This window comes from Streptomyces specialis (assembly GCF_001493375.1).
In the GTDB taxonomy this organism is placed as follows: domain Bacteria; phylum Actinomycetota; class Actinomycetes; order Streptomycetales; family Streptomycetaceae; genus Streptomyces; species Streptomyces specialis.
Genome location: NZ_LN929767.1, coordinates 21,759 through 35,330 on the forward strand (window position 1 = coordinate 21,759; position 13,572 = coordinate 35,330).

The following is a 13,572-nucleotide window of genomic DNA, read 5'->3' on the forward strand; positions in this document are numbered from 1 at the left end:
GCAGAAGGGTGCGCGCTAGCCGGGGCTGGGGGGGCGGCGAGTGGGGATAGGAAATCGGGGGGGGGGCGTGCCGGTGGGTGTGAAGGTGATCGTCGAGGGGTCCGAGGAGCAGGGCACGGGCGGGCTGGAGCGGTACGCCGAGGCGCACCCCGGTCTGCTGGCCGCCGACGCGGTGGTCATCGGCGACACCGGCAACGCCCGCGCCGGGCAGCCGACGGTGACGGCGATGCTGCGGGGCATGGCCCTGGTCCGGGTCGAGGTGGAGACCCTGCGGGGCAACCTGCACTCCGGGGCGTTCGGCGGCGCCGCGCCCGACGCGCTCACGGCGCTGGTGCGCGTGCTGGGCTCGCTGCACGCCGAGGACGGCTCCACGACGGTCGACGGGCTGGCCTCGGACGGCGTGTGGGAGGGCGCCGCGTACCCGGAGGAGGTGTTCCGCGAGGACGCCGGGGTGCTCGACGGGGTGCGGCTGGTCGGCTCGGGCACGGTCGCGGACCGCGTCTGGGCGCGCCCGTCCGTGACCGTGCTCGGCATCGACTGCCCGCCCGTCGTCGGGGCCACCCCGTCGGTGCAGGCCCGCGCGCGGGCCCTGGTGAGCCTGCGGGTGCCGCCGGGCGTCGAGGCGGGCGCGGCGGGCCGGCTGCTCGCGGACCACCTGCGGTCGCGGGCACCGTGGGGGGCGCGGGTCACCGCGGAGGTGGTGGGCGAGGGCCAGCCGTTCCGCGCCGACACCGCCAGCCCCGCGTACACGTCGATGGCGTGGGCGATGCGCGAGGCGTACGACGGCACACAGATGGCGGTGGTGGGCCAGGGCGGCTCGATCCCGCTGGCGAACACGCTCGCCGGTCTGTATCCGGACGCGGAGATCCTGCTGATCGGGCTGAGCGAGCCCGCCGCCCGCATCCACGCCGTGGACGAGAGCGTGTCGCCGGACGAGCTGGAGCGGATGTCGGTCGCCGAGGCGTTGTTCCTGGCGCGTTACGCGGCGGCCCGGCCTGGGCACGCGCCGGCCCCGGGCCGCTGACGCGCGGCGGCGCCCCGGGCCGCGGTCGGCCGGGGTGCCGCCGGGGCGGGGCAGCGGTGGCGGCCCGCGCGGCGGCGGGCGGGGATCAGGCCGGGGGCGGCGGCGACGGCGGGGGGCCCGCCGCCCGCCAGGAGCACGGTGTCACCCTCCGGCTGGGTCCCGCCGACGCCGGCCTGGGCGCCGCGGGTGGGAAGCAGGGTGGCGGAGGCCGTGGCCGTCGCGGTGGCCGTGGCCGTCGAACTGGCCGTGGGCTGCGCGGTCGCCGTGGCGGGGCCCGGCGGGGTCGGCGTGGGAGTGGCGGAGGCGATGATGAGGGCCGCGGTGCCCGTCTCGGAGCCGCAGGTGAACGTCACGTCGAACCGGGCGCCGACGCGGGCGTCCGCGTCCACGGTGGTCCTGGCGCTCTGGAGCGCGCCCGCCATGCCGAGGGTGATCCGGTCGAAGACGCCCGACTCGGCGGTCGCCTCGGCGCCGGTGCAGTTGGTGACGGTGAGGTCCACCGCGCCGCCCGGCCGGACCGAGGCCGGGGAGACGCTGAAGCCGAAGGAGGGATTGGTCGCCTGGGCCGGTGGCCGGTCGGGTTCCCGGCCGCCCGCGGCCGTCGCCGCCGGCGCGCCGGCCGCCAGGACTATCGCACCCAGGCCGGTGCCGGCCAGTGCGGTACGCAGTGTGCTCATGAGAAGGCTCCTTGAGTCGCAGTCGCGCGTCACCCCGCACAGCGACTCAACCAGAACGGAAGCCGCATAACCCGCCCGACGGGACAAATGGGTTAACGGGTGGGCGGTGCCCGTGTGTCAGGCGGTGCCCGTCATGCGGGCGAAGACCACCACGTTGGCCGTGTATCCGGAGCCCTCCTCGAAGGTGCCGCCGCAGGTGATGAGCCGCAGCTCGGCGCTGCCGGTGTCGCGGTAGACGGTCTCGGGGACCTCGTCCTTGTCGTAGACGGCGACGTCGTAGATCTCGAACCGGACGGCGATCCCGTCCTCGCGGATCACCTCGACGGAGTCGCCCAGCCGCACCGCGCCCAGGCCGTAGAAGACGGCGGGGCCGGTGGCGTTGTCCACGTGGCCGACGATCACCGACGTGCCGAGCGCGCCGGGCGGGGTGGCGCCGTCGTACCAGCCCGCGAGGTTCGCGATCTCCTGCGGCGGCGCCTGCACCCAGCCCTCGGCGTCGAGGCCGACGTTGGTCAGCGGGGCCTCGACACCGATGGACGGGACGGAGACCCAGGTCGGCACGGCGGGCGGCAGCGGCTGGACGCCCGTGCCGGGGTACGTCCCGGCGGTCGCGGCCGGTTCCTGGCGGGCGGTGTCGGGCTGCGGCGGGGCCGGGGCGCCGCCGTCGCCGCCCGCGAACATCACGGTGACGCCGAGGATGACGAGGCCCGCGAGCGCGGCGCAGGCGGCCCGGGTGCCCCACCCCGGGGTGCCATCGGCTTCGTCGTAGGGGTCGTAATCCGGTATGTACTCGGGCAAGCGCATCGCGGTCACCGCTTCGGGGAGAGCCTCCCCCTGCCGGGGCCATCACTGGACACGCTAAGCCGGGGTCTCGGACCGCGCGATTCGGCGTCCGCTGTCAGGCGCCGACGGGGACCCCGGCCTCCAGGGGCAGCGCCCTGCCCTGGGCGCGGGCCCGCAGGGCCCAGCGCAGGCGGGCGAACCGGCCGGGCGACAGCAGGTGTTCGGCCCCGTCCTCGGCGGCGAAGCACCAGCCGCGCAGTTCGGTGACGGGCAGCAGGATGTCCCGCAGCCGGTCGTCGGCCAGGCGCCCGCCGTCGAAGAGGAGCCGCAGGCCGCCGAAGCGCGGCGGGCGGGGCGGTTCCCAGTCGACGACGAGCAGGGCCGGGTCGTGCTCCAGGCGCAGGCCGAGCTCCTCGGCGACCTCGCGGACGGCGGCGCGGGCGGGCGCCTCGCCCGGTTCGACGACACCACCGGGGAACTCCCAGCCCGGCTTGTAGGTGGGGTCGACGAGCAGCACGCGGTCCCGTTCGTCGAAGAACAGCACCCCGGCGGCGAGCGTCTGGGCGGCGGGCGGCGCGTCCTGCACGATCCGGCAGGCGCCGTCGCCGCGCCGGACACGGTCGGCGAGCAGCTCGGCGGTCCGCCGGGGCGTCAGGCGCGAGGTGTCCAGGACGTGGGCGTCGGCGGTCAGCCACGGCAGCGCCGCGCGGTAACGGGGCAGCCCGCCGAGACAGCGGCGGCGCACGGCGTCGCCCTCCACGGCGGCGCGGCGCTCGACACGGGAGCGAAGGAACGTTTCACCAGGGTGGAGCAGGAAGTGCTGGACGGGGATGCGGCGGGCCGCCAGGCCGCCGAAGATCTCGTCGCGGTGCTCCTGGTCGACCAGGGTCATCGGGGTGACCAGCGGGCCCGGGACCTCGGACAGCAGCGCGGCGGCGGTGTCCACGACCAGGCGGCGCCAGGACGGCAGCTCCCGGACGTCCGCCACGCCGGCGAGCCGGTCGGCGGGGAGCAGGGCGCGCAGCCCGGCGCCGACCAGCTCAGGATCGAAGAGCGTGCTGCCGGGCAGCAGGTGGAGCAGCTCGCGGGCGGCGGTGCTGGTGCCCGCGCCGGGCGCCCCGTTCAGCCAGATGATCACGGATTCCCCCTCCTTCTTCGCCCGTGAGTGAGTTGCCCGCTGCACCCCCGGGCAAAAACGTGCCGGGTCCGGGAGGGGGTTCAGGCGGTGGCCGGGCGGCCGGCGAGGGCGTCGAGGCGGGGGCGGGTCAGCCCGGTCGGCGCGGTCACCTCGTCGGCGTCCAGGGCGCCGCAGTCGATGCCGCGCAGCAGGAAGCCGCTGAGCGCGCGGGCCGTGGCGGGTTCGTCCAGCACGCCCGCACCGGCGTCGCCGGCGCCGCCGGTGTAGGCGGCGAGGCGGGTCACCGCGTCGTCCAGGCCCTCGCGGTAGAAGGCGTAGACGGCCGCGTAGCGGGTCGGGAGGTGGCCGGGGTGCATGTCCCAGCCCTGGTAGTAGGCGCGGGCCAGGGAGCGGCGCACCAGGCCGTGGTGGAGGCGCCAGGCGTCGTGCACGCGGGCGGTGGGGCCGGTGGGCAGGACGTTGGTGGAGCCGTCGGAGAGCTGCACGCCGGTGCCGGCCGCCGCGACCTGCATGACGGCCTTGGCGTGGTCGGCGACCGGGTGGTCCGGGGCCTGGTGGGCGGCGGCGACCTGGCAGGCGGCGCTGTAGTCGAACGTGCCGTAGTGCAGGCCGGTGACCCGGCCGCCGGCGGCGTCGATCATGCGGGCGACGGTGGCCCGGCCGTCGGCGCCCAGGACGGCCTGGGTGGTCTCGATCTGGATCTCGAAGCCGAGCCGCCCCGGGGCCAGTCCTGCGGCCTGCTCGAACTCCCCGCAGAGCCGGGCCATGGCGGCGACCTGCTCGGCGTAGCCGACCTTGGGGAGGGTGATCCGCAGCCCGGCGGGCAGCGGTCCGGCCGCGAGCAGGGTGGTGAGGAAGATGTCGAGGGTGCGGATGCCGCGGTCGCGGACGGCGGCCTCCAGGCACTTGACGCGCAGGCCGGTGAACGGCGGGGCCGTGCCCTCGGCGTGGGCGCGGGCGACCAGCCGGGCCGCGCGGACGGCGGCGGCGTCCTCCTCGTCGTCGGGGCGTGGGCCGTAGCCGTCCTCGAAGTCGACGCGGAGGTCCTCGACGGGCTCGCGTTCCAGCTTGGCCAGGACGCGGGCGTGCACGGGTCCGGCGAGGGAGGCGGGCAGACCGAGGACGGCGGCGAACGAGGCGGCGTCGGGGGCGTGCCGGCGCAGCAGGGCCAGGGCCTCGGTGCCCCAGGAGCGCACGGTGCCCGCGGTGAGGTGGTCGGCGGGCACGTAGACGGTGTGGACGGGCTGGCGGGTGTGGGGGCCGCCGGGGTAGCGGCGGGCGAGGTCGGCGTCCACGGCGGCGAGCGAGGCGCCGACGCCGGCGGTCACGGCCGCCGCCAGGGTGGTGGTGATCCGTTCTCCGGTGACCCGTTCGCCCCGCGTCATGCGGTGTCCTCCGCCCCACTCGGCTTCAACAGATCGTTGAAGACTGTCCGCCGTCGAAGGTATCCGGCGTCCCGGCCGGGCACAACACGGCACCGGCCGCGCCGTCCGGGGGGACGGCGCGGCCGGTGCGCGGTGAGCGGCGGCCCTGGACGGGTCAGCCCTTGCGGGCCTTGACCTCGTCGGTGAGGGCGGGGACGACCTCGAACAGGTCGCCGACGACGCCGTAGTCGACCAGCTCGAAGATCGGGGCCTCTTCGTCCTTGTTGATGGCCACGATGGTCTTCGAGGTCTGCATGCCGGCCCGGTGCTGGATGGCGCCGGAGATGCCCGCCGCGACGTAGAGCTGCGGCGAGACGGTCTTGCCGGTCTGGCCGACCTGGTTGCTGTGCGGGTACCAGCCGGCGTCCACGGCGGCGCGCGAGGCGCCGACGGCCGCGCCGAGCGAGTCGGCGAGGGCCTCGATGATCGCGAAGTTCTCCGCGCCGTTCACGCCACGGCCGCCGGAGACGACGATGGCGGCCTCGGTCAGCTCGGGGCGGCCGGTGGACTCGCGCGGGCTGCGGGAGACGACCTTGGTGCCGGTGGCCAGCTCGCCGAAGGTCACCGAGAGCTGCTCGACCGTGCCGGCGGCCGGGGCGGCCTCCGGGGCGGTGGAGTTGGGCTTGACGGTGATGACCGGGGTGCCGGTGGTGACCGTGGAGGTGGTGGTGAAGGCGGCGGCGAACACCGACTGGGTGGCCACCGGGCCCTCGTCGCCGGCGTTCAGGTCGACGGCGTCGGTGATCAGGCCGGAGCCGAGCCGCAGCGCGAGGCGGGCGGCGATCTCCTTGCCCTCGGCGGAGGACGGGATCAGGACGGCGGCCGGGGAGACCGCCTCGGCGGCGGCCTGGAGGGCGTCCACCTTCGGGACGACCAGGTAGTCGCCGAACTCGGGGGCGTCGGCGGCCAGCACCTTGACCGCGCCGTGCTCGGCCAGCGCCGGGGCGGCGCTCTCGGCGTTCGCGCCGAGGTAGACCGCGACCGGGTCGCCGATGCGGCGGGCCAGGGTCAGCAGCTCCAGCGTGGGCTTGCGGACGGCGCCGTCCACGTGGTCGACATAAACAAGAACTTCAGCCATGGGAATCGTGCTCTCCAGCGAGACGGACAGACGGTGAGGACGTGAGGGACCGCGCCGGGCGGGCGGTCAGATGAACTTGCGCTCCGCGAGGAAGGCGGCCAGCAGCTTGGCGCCCTCGCCCTCGTCGGTGACGATCTCGCCGGCCGTGCGCGCCGGGCGCTCGGTGGCCGAGAGCACCTTGGTGTACGCGCCCTCCAGGCCGACCTGCTCCGCCTCCAGGTCGAGGTCCTCCAGGTCCAGCGTCTCCACCGGCTTCTTCTTGGCGGCCATGATCCCCTTGAAGGAGGGGTAACGGGCCTCGCCGGAACGGTCGGTGACCGAGATGACGGCGGGCAGCGCGGCCTCGACCTGCTCGGAGGCGGCGTCGCCGTCGCGGCGGCCGGAGACCTTGCCGTCGGCGACCGACAGCTCGGTGAGCAGCGTCACCTGCGGCACGCCCAGCCGCTCGGCGAGGATCGCCGGCAGCACGCCCATGCCGCCGTCGGTGGAGGCCATGCCGCAGACGACCAGGTCGTAACCGGTCTTCTCGATGGCCTTGGCCAGCACCAGGGAGGTGCCGAAGACGTCGGTGCCGTGCAGGTCGTCGTCCTCGACGTGCACACCCTTGTCCGCGCCCATCGACAGGGCCTTGCGCAGCGCGTCGGTAGCGTCCTCCGGGCCGACGGTCACCACGGTGACCTCGGCGTCGTCCGCCTCCTCGGCGATCCGGAGCGCCTGCTCCACGGCGTACTCGTCCAGCTCCGACAGCAGCCCGTCCACGGCCTCCCGGTCCGTGGTCAGGTCCTCCGCGAAGTGCCGGTCGCCCGTGGCATCGGGCACGTACTTCACACAGACAACGATCCTCAAGCTCACGCCGGCTCTCCTACTGCTATCGGTCCGCACACTGGGTACTCGGAAGATCACCCGGATAGTTACTTGCCAGTACATCCAGGGTAGCCCCCGCAGGCAAGCCTGTCCCACTGTGACGTTGCCTACGTGCGCGCAGTCCGGACGATCTTGGTCCGGACGCGAAGACGATCATCGTCCTGACGTTCGATCGCCGACGGCGGCGCCCAGGGCGGCGATCACATCCGCCCTGCGGGGCTGACCCGATGCCCTGCGCACGACCGTACCGTCCGCGTCGAGGACCAGCACGGTCGGGGTGCGGACGATTCCGAGCTCGCGCACCAGGTCCAGACGGGACTCGGCGTCGATCTCGACATGGGCCACGCCCTCCACCATGTCCGCCACCTCCGCCAGGACGCGGCGGGTCGCGTGGCAGGGCCGGCAGAAGGCGGTGGAGAACTGGACCAGGGTGGCCCGCCGGCCCAGCCGCCCGGCGCCGATCGCCTCCGCGTCCAGCCGCCGCGCGTCCCCGTTCCCCGTCCCGCTCTCCGCTCCGTCACCCATCCCGGGCCTCTCCTCCGCCTTCGTGGTCCTGTCCGTCGTCCCCGCCCGTCGTGCCGCCCGCCCGGAGCACGCGGGCGGGTCCCGCCAGGCGACAGCACGGAGCCTCCCGCGTTCATTCCCTCCTCCTTCCCCGGCCTTCCCTCCGGGAGCGGCGGCAGACCCGCGCACGGGTGTCCGAAAGGTGTCCGCGGGAGCGGGAATCGCGGAAAAGGGGCGCGGGGCGTGTCCGCCGCTCCGGCGCGCTTCCAACTAGCGCTCGCGGCGGCTTTCGGGCACGATCGGGCGGCACCGGAAGTTACGGAGGCGTAGGTTCGCCGCCGCGGAATGAGGGGCCCTCGCATGGCAGAGCTTGTTTACCCGCCGGTCATCGGCGTCGCCCGGACGATGTTCAAGGCGCTGGACCTGCGCTTCGACATCGCCGGCAGTGAACACGTGCCGCGGGCGGGCGGCGCCGTGCTGGTCAGCAATCACATCGGCTACCTCGACTTCGTCTTCGCCGGGATGGCGTGCCGGCCCGCGAAGCGGCTGGTGCGGTTCATGGCGAAGGACTCCGTCTTCCGGCACCGGGTGTCCGGGCCGCTGATGCGCGGGATGAAGCACATCCCGGTGGACCGGACGGCCGGTCTGGAGGCGTTCGAGCCCGCGGTGCGGGCGCTGCGGTCCGGGGAGATCGTGGGCGTCTTCCCCGAGGCGACGATCTCGGAGTCGTTCACGCTCGGCAAGTTCAAGACGGGCGCGGTCCGGATGGCGCAGCAGGCCGGGGTGCCGGTGCTGCCGGTCGCGCTGTGGGGCACGCAGCGGTTGTGGACCAAGGGCCGCAAGCGGGATCTGGGGCGCAACCACGTCCCGATCACGATCCGGGTGGGCGAGCCGATCGCGGCCGAGCCGTCCCAGCCGGCGCTGGCCCTGACGCGGCGGGTGCGCGCGCGGGTGCAGGAGCTGCTGGAGGCGGCGCAGGGCGCCTATCCGGACAAGCCGAAGGGCCCGGACGACGCGTGGTGGCTGCCGGCCCACCTGGGCGGCACGGCACCGCTGCCGCCCGCGAAGTCCGGATCGTGACCGTCTCGCCGCGCCCCGCGGGTCAGCGGGTCATCTCCTCGCGGAGCGCGGCGAGGAAGCCGTCGACGTCGTCCTCGGTGGTGTCGAAGGAGCACATCCAGCGGACGTCGCCGGCGGCTTCGTCCCAGAAGTAGAAGCGGAAGCGCTTGCGCAGCCGCTCGGCGGCGTCGCGCGGGAGGCGGGCGAAGACGGCGTTGGCCTGCACGGGGTGCAGGACGGTGACGCCCGGCACCTCGCGCGCGCCGTCGGCCAGGCGCCGGGCCATGGCGTTGGCGTGCCGCGCCCCGCGCAGCCACAGGTCGCCCGCGAGGAGCGCCTCGAACTGCACCGAGACGAAGCGCATCTTGCTGGCGAGCTGCATGGACAGCTTGCGGATGTGGCGCATGGCGCGGACCGCTCCGGGCGTGAGGACCACGACGGCCTCGCCGAAGAGCAGGCCGTTCTTGGTGCCGCCGAAGGAGACGACGTCCACGCCCGCGTCGGTGGTGAAGGCGCGCAGCGGCAGGTCGAGCGCGGCCGCGGCGTTGGCGATGCGGGCGCCGTCGAGGTGGACGGTCATGCCGCGCTCGTGGGCGAAGTCGCTGATCGCCCGGATCTCGTCGGGGGTGTAGAGGGTGCCCAGCTCGGTGCTCTGGGTGAGGGAGACGACCTGGGGCGTGGCGCGGTGCTCGTCGTCCCAGCCGAACGCCTCGCGGGCGACGAGTCCGGGGGTGAGCTTGCCGTGCGGGGCGGGGACGGTGAGCAGTTTCAGGCCGCCGACGCGTTCGGGGGCGCCGCCCTCGTCGGTGTGGATGTGGGCGGTGGTCGTGGTGACGACCGCGCCCCACCGGTCGGTGAGGGCCTGGAGGGAGACGACGTTGGCGCCGGTGCCGTTGAAGACGGGGTGGACCTCGGCGGCGGGGCCGAAGTGGGCGCGGAAGACGTGCTGGAGGTGCGCGGTGTAGTCGTCGTCGCCGTAGGAGGTCTGGTGGCCGCCGTTGGCGAGGGCGAGGGCGGCGAGGATCTCGGGGTGGGCCCCGGCGTAGTTGTCGCTGGCGAAGCCGCGGGCGCCGGGGTCGTGGCGGCGGCGGGCGTCGGTCGTCACGGCTGGGGGGTGAGCCACAGGCGGGTCCCGTTCACCTCGGCGGTGGGCCGGTCCCAGAGCCGGCGGATCTCCTCGGCGAGGTCGTGGACGTCGGTGAAGCCGGGGAACGCGGCGTCCGGGCGTTCGCGCCGCATCGCGTCGGTGACCAGGGCCTTGACGACCAGGACGGTCGCGGCGGCGGGCGGGTGGCTGTCGGGCCCGGACTTGCGGAAGCCGTCGGCGAGGGCGAGGGTCCACGCCTCGGCGGCGGCCTTGGCGGCGGCGTAGGCGGCGTTGCCCGCGGTGGGGCGGGCCGCCCCGGCGGCGCTGACCAGCACGTACCGCCCGTTGCCGGCGCGGACGAGCGGGCCCTCGAACGCGAGGGAGGTGTGCTGGACGGTGCGGATCAGCAGGTTGTGCAGGAGGTCCCAGTCGGCGAGGTCGGTCGCCGCGAAGGACGCGGAGCCGCGCCAGCCGCCGACGAGGTGGACCAGGCCGTCGACGCGGCCGAAGTCCTTCTCGGTCTTGGCGGCCCACTCCCGGGTGGCGCCGGGGTCGAGGAGGTCGACGGGGTCGCCGATGACGGTGGCGCCGCCGTGGGCGAAGCGGTCGGCGTCGACGCCCTCGGCCAGGCGCTGGGCGTCCGCGTCGGCGGCGACCACGGTCGCGCCGGCCTGGGCCAGGCGCAGCAGTGTCGCGTGGCCGGCCGGGCCGCCGGCGCCGGCCACGGCGACGACGGCTCCTTCCAGCGGGCCCTGGCCGTCGGCGGCCGCGGGTACGGACGGGCTGGTGGTCATCGTCATCGCCTCCATCGCCTTCGCTGGTCACCGTCCATGATGCCGCGCGGGGTGAGGGGGGTCACGCGGCCCTGGTGACGGTGCCGGCCGCGGTGATGCCGCGGGTGGACTCGACGACGCCGCGCAGCTTCCTGGCCAGGGCCTCGTAGAAGAGGCTGAGGGGGAACTCGTCGGGGAGCACGTCGTCGACGAGCTTGCGGGGCGGCAGGGTCAGGTCGAGGGCGTCGGGGCCCTTGGCCCAGCGGGAGCCGGGGTGCGGGGCGAGATAGGCGGAGACCAGCTCGTAGCCCTTGAGCCAGTGGACGAGCTTGGGCCGGTCGATGCCCCGGCGGTAGAGGGTCTCGATCTCCTCGCGCAGCCGCACGGTGGTGGCGCGGGCGAGGTCCCAGTCGATGGCGAGCCGGTTGTCGGTCCAGCGCAGGGCGTCGTGCCGGTGGAGGTAGGCGAACAGGAGCTGGCCGCCCAGCCCGTCGTAGTTGCGGACGCGTTCGCCGGTGACGGGGAAGCGGAACAGCCGGTCCAGCAGCACCGCGTACTGCACGTCGCGGCCCTGGGGCCGGCCGTCGGCCTCCAGGCGGACGGCCTCGTGGAAGGCGGTGAGGTCGCAGCGCAGTTCCTCCAGGCCGTACATCCAGAACGGCTGGCGCTGCTTGATCATGAACGGATCGAACGGCAGGTCGCCGCGGCTGTGGGTGCGGTCGTGGATCATGTCCCACAGCACGAAGGTCTCCTGGCAGCGCTCCTGGTCGGCGAGGAGGGCCTCGGCGTCGCCGGGCAGGCGCAGGCTGGTGGCCTCGCGGGCCGCGTCGACGACGCGGCGGAAGCGGGCGGCCTCGCGGTCGCAGAAGATGCCGCCCCAGGTGAAACGCTCGGGCGCCCGGCGGACGGCGACGGTCTCGGGGAAGAGGACGGCGGAGTTCGTGTCGTACCCGGCGGTGAAGTCCTCGAACGTGATGCCGAGGAACATCGGGTTGTCGTAGCGGGTGCGCTCCAGCTCGGCCAGCCAGTCGGGCCACACGACGCGGAGGACGACGGCCTCCAGGTTCCGGTCGGGGTTGCCGTTCTGCGTGTACATGGGGAAGACGACGAGGTGCTGGCGGCCGTCGGCGCGCTCGGCGGCGGGCTGGAAGGCGAGGAGCGAGTCGAGGAAGTCGGGGACGCCGAAGCCGCCGTCGGCCCAGCGGCGCAGGTCGGCGACGAGGGCCTCGTGGTAGGCGGCGTCGTGCGGGAGGAGGGGGGCCAGCGCGCGCACGGCCGCGACCACGCGGTCCAGCTCCCGGGCGATTTGGTCGCGGCCGGGGGCCGGGTCGGCGGTGAAGTCGATGGAGCCGTCCGGGGATTGGGCGGGACGGATGGCCTCGACGGCGTCCTTGAGCACCGTCCAGGCCGGATGGTCGACCACCCGATCGACGGGAGATTCGGTGCCCCACAGGGCGGTAGACACGATGTTTTCCGTCAAGACCGCTCCTTCACCGTAGAAATTCCTGTGCTGTCACCGTATCCTCCGGCGTTCGCGCGATCAACTCCGGAAACGGGGCGTTCAGCGCGCGTCCACCGGGCGCGGCTAGCGTGACGCGCATGCCGCTGCTGATCGTGGGACACTGCGGACTGATGGGCGCGGAGCCGGAGAACACCCTGCGGTCCTTCCGCCGGGCCGGCCGCGCGGGCGTGGACGCCGTCGAGTGCGATGTGCACCTGAGCAAGGACGGTGAGCTGGTGGTGATCCACGACGCCGAGGTGGATCGCACCACCGACGGCTCCGGCCGGGTCGCGGACCTGACGCTGGCCGAGCTGCGCGGCCTCGACGCGGGCCTGGGCGAGCGGATCCCGCTGTTCGCCGAGGTGCTGGACGCGGTGCGGGTGCCCGTGCAGGCGGAGATCAAGGACCCGGCCGCCGCGCGGAGCCTGGCCCTGGCGGTCCGGCGGGGCCGGGCGCGGGACCGGGTGACGGCCATCTCCTTCCACGACGAGGCGCTGCGGGAGGTCCGCGCGCTGCTGCCGGACCAGCCGATCGCGCTGGTCACCGGCCGTTCCACGGCCACCGCGCCGGAGCGGGCGGTGGCGCTGGGCGCCGGGATGGTCTCCTGCGAGCTGGGGTACGTGGACCCGGACGTCGTGGGGCGCTGTCGCGCGGCGGGGGTGCGGGTGATCGCCTGGACGGTGAACACGGCCGCCGACCTGGCCCGCGCCCGCGCGTTGGGGCTGGACGGCGTGGTGACCGACGAGCCCGGGATCGTGCGCGCCGCCGGGGCCGGGGTCAGGTCAGGGGCTTGACCAGCAGCGCGAACTCCAGGTCCGGCCGCCGCGGGACGCCGAAGCGCTCGTCGCCGTACGGGAACGGGCTGGTGGCGCCGGTGCGGACGTAGCCGCGGCGCTCGTACCAGCCGATCAGCTCGGTCCGCGCGGAGATCACCCGCATCCGCATCTCGCGGGCGTCCCAGGTGGCGCGGGCCAGGCGCTCGGCCTCGGCCAGCCCCCGCCGTCCCAGCCCCCGGCCCTGGAGGACCGGGCGGACGGCGAACATCCCGAACCAGGCGGCGGCCTCCCCCGCCCGCGTCCCGTCGTGGCGGGCCACGTGGCAGCAGGCGACCAGCGCGCCGCCGTGCTCGGCGGCCAGCAGCCTGCCGCCGGGGTCCGCGACGAGGGCGCGGACGTCCTCGGCGTCGGTGCGGCGGCCCCCCAGCAGGTCCGCCTCGGTGGTCCACCCGGCGCGGCTGGCCTCGCCGCGGTACGCCGACTCCACCAGCGCCACCAGCGCCGGGACGTCGGCCTCGGTGGCCATGCGGAACGTCGGGTGCGCGGTCGTCGTCACCCGGGCATCGTAACGGCGCCCGCCGCGCTCCCACGCGCCCTCGTGCGCCTCCCGTGCCGCCCGGCGCGGGCGGGCATCCTCCCCGCGGGACGGACCGGGAGGTGACGGTGCACGGGCCTGAACTGGTGGGCTGGCTGGTGGTGGCGCTGTGCGGCGGGGGGGGGGGGGGGGGGGGGGGGGGGGGGCGGGGGGGCCGGGGGGGGGGGGGGGCGGGGGGGGGCGGGGGGGGCGGGGGGGGGGGGGGGGGGGCGGCGGCGGGGGGGGGGGGCGGGGGGCCGCCCGAGGCAGCGACCGGGGGGGTCGGGGGCGGGTGGTGGGGGCCGGGCGG

At 75.2% G+C, this 13,572-nt stretch carries 13 protein-coding genes and 1 pseudogene; 3 read left to right on the forward strand and 11 right to left on the reverse strand.

The genetic code is table 11. The features are described from left to right. Positions 1-61: 61 nt before the first annotated feature. Positions 62-1,024 (forward strand): annotated as a pseudogene (locus BN2279_RS05095) (M20/M25/M40 family metallo-hydrolase); the annotation flags it as partial. Here BN2279_RS05095 and BN2279_RS05100 read toward each other — a convergent pair. From BN2279_RS05100 to BN2279_RS05130, 7 genes are all read right to left on the reverse strand, one after another. Continuing rightward, complete coding sequence (locus BN2279_RS05100) at positions 979-1,701, reverse strand: hypothetical protein (RefSeq protein ID WP_059006905.1); 723 nt, start codon at positions 1,699-1,701, stop codon at positions 979-981. The pseudogene BN2279_RS05095 and the gene BN2279_RS05100 sit on opposite strands and share 46 nt — an antisense overlap. 117 nt (positions 1,702-1,818) lie before the next feature. Further along, a complete protein-coding gene (locus BN2279_RS05105) occupies positions 1,819-2,505 on the reverse strand; it encodes a class F sortase (RefSeq protein WP_079031857.1) in 687 nt (228 codons plus the stop codon). Positions 2,506-2,599: 94 nt separating this feature from the next. Then, positions 2,600-3,622 carry an NUDIX hydrolase gene (locus BN2279_RS05110; protein ID WP_059006907.1) on the reverse strand — a complete coding sequence of 341 codons (1,023 nt, stop codon included), beginning with the start codon at positions 3,620-3,622 and terminating at the stop codon, positions 2,600-2,602. Positions 3,623-3,702: 80 nt separating this feature from the next. Next, the gene (locus BN2279_RS05115) at positions 3,703-5,007 is read right to left on the reverse strand and encodes a DUF6986 family protein (RefSeq protein ID WP_059006909.1); all 1,305 of its coding nucleotides are present in this window, start codon (positions 5,005-5,007) and stop codon (positions 3,703-3,705) included. A gap of 154 nt (positions 5,008-5,161) precedes the next feature. Further along, entirely contained in the window at positions 5,162-6,124 is a 963-nt protein-coding gene (locus BN2279_RS05120; protein ID WP_059006911.1) for an electron transfer flavoprotein subunit alpha/FixB family protein, read from the reverse strand. 66 nt (positions 6,125-6,190) lie between these two features. Beyond that, a complete protein-coding gene (locus BN2279_RS05125) occupies positions 6,191-6,976 on the reverse strand; it encodes an electron transfer flavoprotein subunit beta/FixA family protein (protein WP_059006913.1) in 786 nt (261 codons plus the stop codon). Between the two features lie 165 nt (positions 6,977-7,141). Next, positions 7,142-7,513, reverse strand: a complete 372-nt coding sequence (locus tag BN2279_RS05130) for a TlpA family protein disulfide reductase (protein ID WP_059006915.1) — start codon at positions 7,511-7,513, stop codon at positions 7,142-7,144. 339 nt (positions 7,514-7,852) lie between these two features. Between BN2279_RS05130 and BN2279_RS05135 the strand changes: the two genes are divergently transcribed. After that, positions 7,853-8,572, forward strand: coding sequence for a lysophospholipid acyltransferase family protein (locus BN2279_RS05135; protein ID WP_059006916.1), 720 nt, complete (start codon positions 7,853-7,855; stop codon positions 8,570-8,572). A gap of 22 nt (positions 8,573-8,594) precedes the next feature. On the opposite strand, the gene BN2279_RS05140 is transcribed toward BN2279_RS05135, so the two are convergent. The 3 genes from BN2279_RS05140 to BN2279_RS05150 are packed head-to-tail and all read right to left on the reverse strand — an operon-like array spanning position 8,595 to position 11,891. Beyond that, complete coding sequence (locus BN2279_RS05140) at positions 8,595-9,656, reverse strand: threonine aldolase family protein (RefSeq protein ID WP_059006918.1); 1,062 nt, start codon at positions 9,654-9,656, stop codon at positions 8,595-8,597. Beyond that, positions 9,653-10,438 carry an SDR family NAD(P)-dependent oxidoreductase gene (locus BN2279_RS05145; RefSeq protein WP_059006933.1) on the reverse strand — a complete coding sequence of 262 codons (786 nt, stop codon included), beginning with the start codon at positions 10,436-10,438 and terminating at the stop codon, positions 9,653-9,655. The genes BN2279_RS05140 and BN2279_RS05145 overlap by 4 nt, the downstream gene beginning before the upstream one ends. Positions 10,439-10,493: 55 nt before the next feature. Further along, a complete protein-coding gene (locus BN2279_RS05150) occupies positions 10,494-11,891 on the reverse strand; it encodes a DUF6421 family protein (protein ID WP_059006920.1) in 1,398 nt (465 codons plus the stop codon). Between the two features lie 119 nt (positions 11,892-12,010). On the opposite strand from BN2279_RS05150, the gene BN2279_RS05155 reads away from it, so the two are divergent. Further along, positions 12,011-12,706 (forward strand): glycerophosphodiester phosphodiesterase, encoded by a 696-nt coding sequence (locus tag BN2279_RS05155; RefSeq protein ID WP_059006922.1) that lies wholly within the window; start codon positions 12,011-12,013, stop codon positions 12,704-12,706. On the opposite strand, the gene BN2279_RS05160 is transcribed toward BN2279_RS05155, so the two are convergent. Then, a complete protein-coding gene (locus tag BN2279_RS05160) occupies positions 12,690-13,214 on the reverse strand; it encodes a GNAT family N-acetyltransferase (RefSeq protein WP_059006935.1) in 525 nt (174 codons plus the stop codon). The two genes, BN2279_RS05155 and BN2279_RS05160, sit on opposite strands and share 17 nt — an antisense overlap. Positions 13,215-13,572: the final 358 nt, after the last annotated feature.

What these genes read in the sequence shown, in the direction of transcription:
- BN2279_RS05100 (WP_059006905.1), bottom strand. Translation starts at nt 1,701, where the DNA reads ATGAGCACACTGCGTACCGCACTGGCCGGCACCGGCCTGGGTGCGATA.
- BN2279_RS05105 (WP_079031857.1), bottom strand. Translation starts at nt 2,505, where the DNA reads ATGCGCTTGCCCGAGTACATACCGGATTACGACCCCTACGACGAAGCC.
- BN2279_RS05115 (WP_059006909.1), bottom strand. Translation starts at nt 5,007, where the DNA reads ATGACGCGGGGCGAACGGGTCACCGGAGAACGGATCACCACCACCCTG.
- BN2279_RS05120 (WP_059006911.1), bottom strand. Translation starts at nt 6,124, where the DNA reads ATGGCTGAAGTTCTTGTTTATGTCGACCACGTGGACGGCGCCGTCCGC.
- BN2279_RS05130 (WP_059006915.1), bottom strand. Translation starts at nt 7,513, where the DNA reads ATGGGTGACGGAGCGGAGAGCGGGACGGGGAACGGGGACGCGCGGCGG.
- BN2279_RS05135 (WP_059006916.1), top strand. Translation starts at nt 7,853, where the DNA reads ATGGCAGAGCTTGTTTACCCGCCGGTCATCGGCGTCGCCCGGACGATG.
- BN2279_RS05145 (WP_059006933.1), bottom strand. Translation starts at nt 10,438, where the DNA reads ATGACGATGACCACCAGCCCGTCCGTACCCGCGGCCGCCGACGGCCAG.
- BN2279_RS05155 (WP_059006922.1), top strand. Translation starts at nt 12,011, where the DNA reads ATGCCGCTGCTGATCGTGGGACACTGCGGACTGATGGGCGCGGAGCCG.
- BN2279_RS05160 (WP_059006935.1), bottom strand. Translation starts at nt 13,214, where the DNA reads ATGGCCACCGAGGCCGACGTCCCGGCGCTGGTGGCGCTGGTGGAGTCG.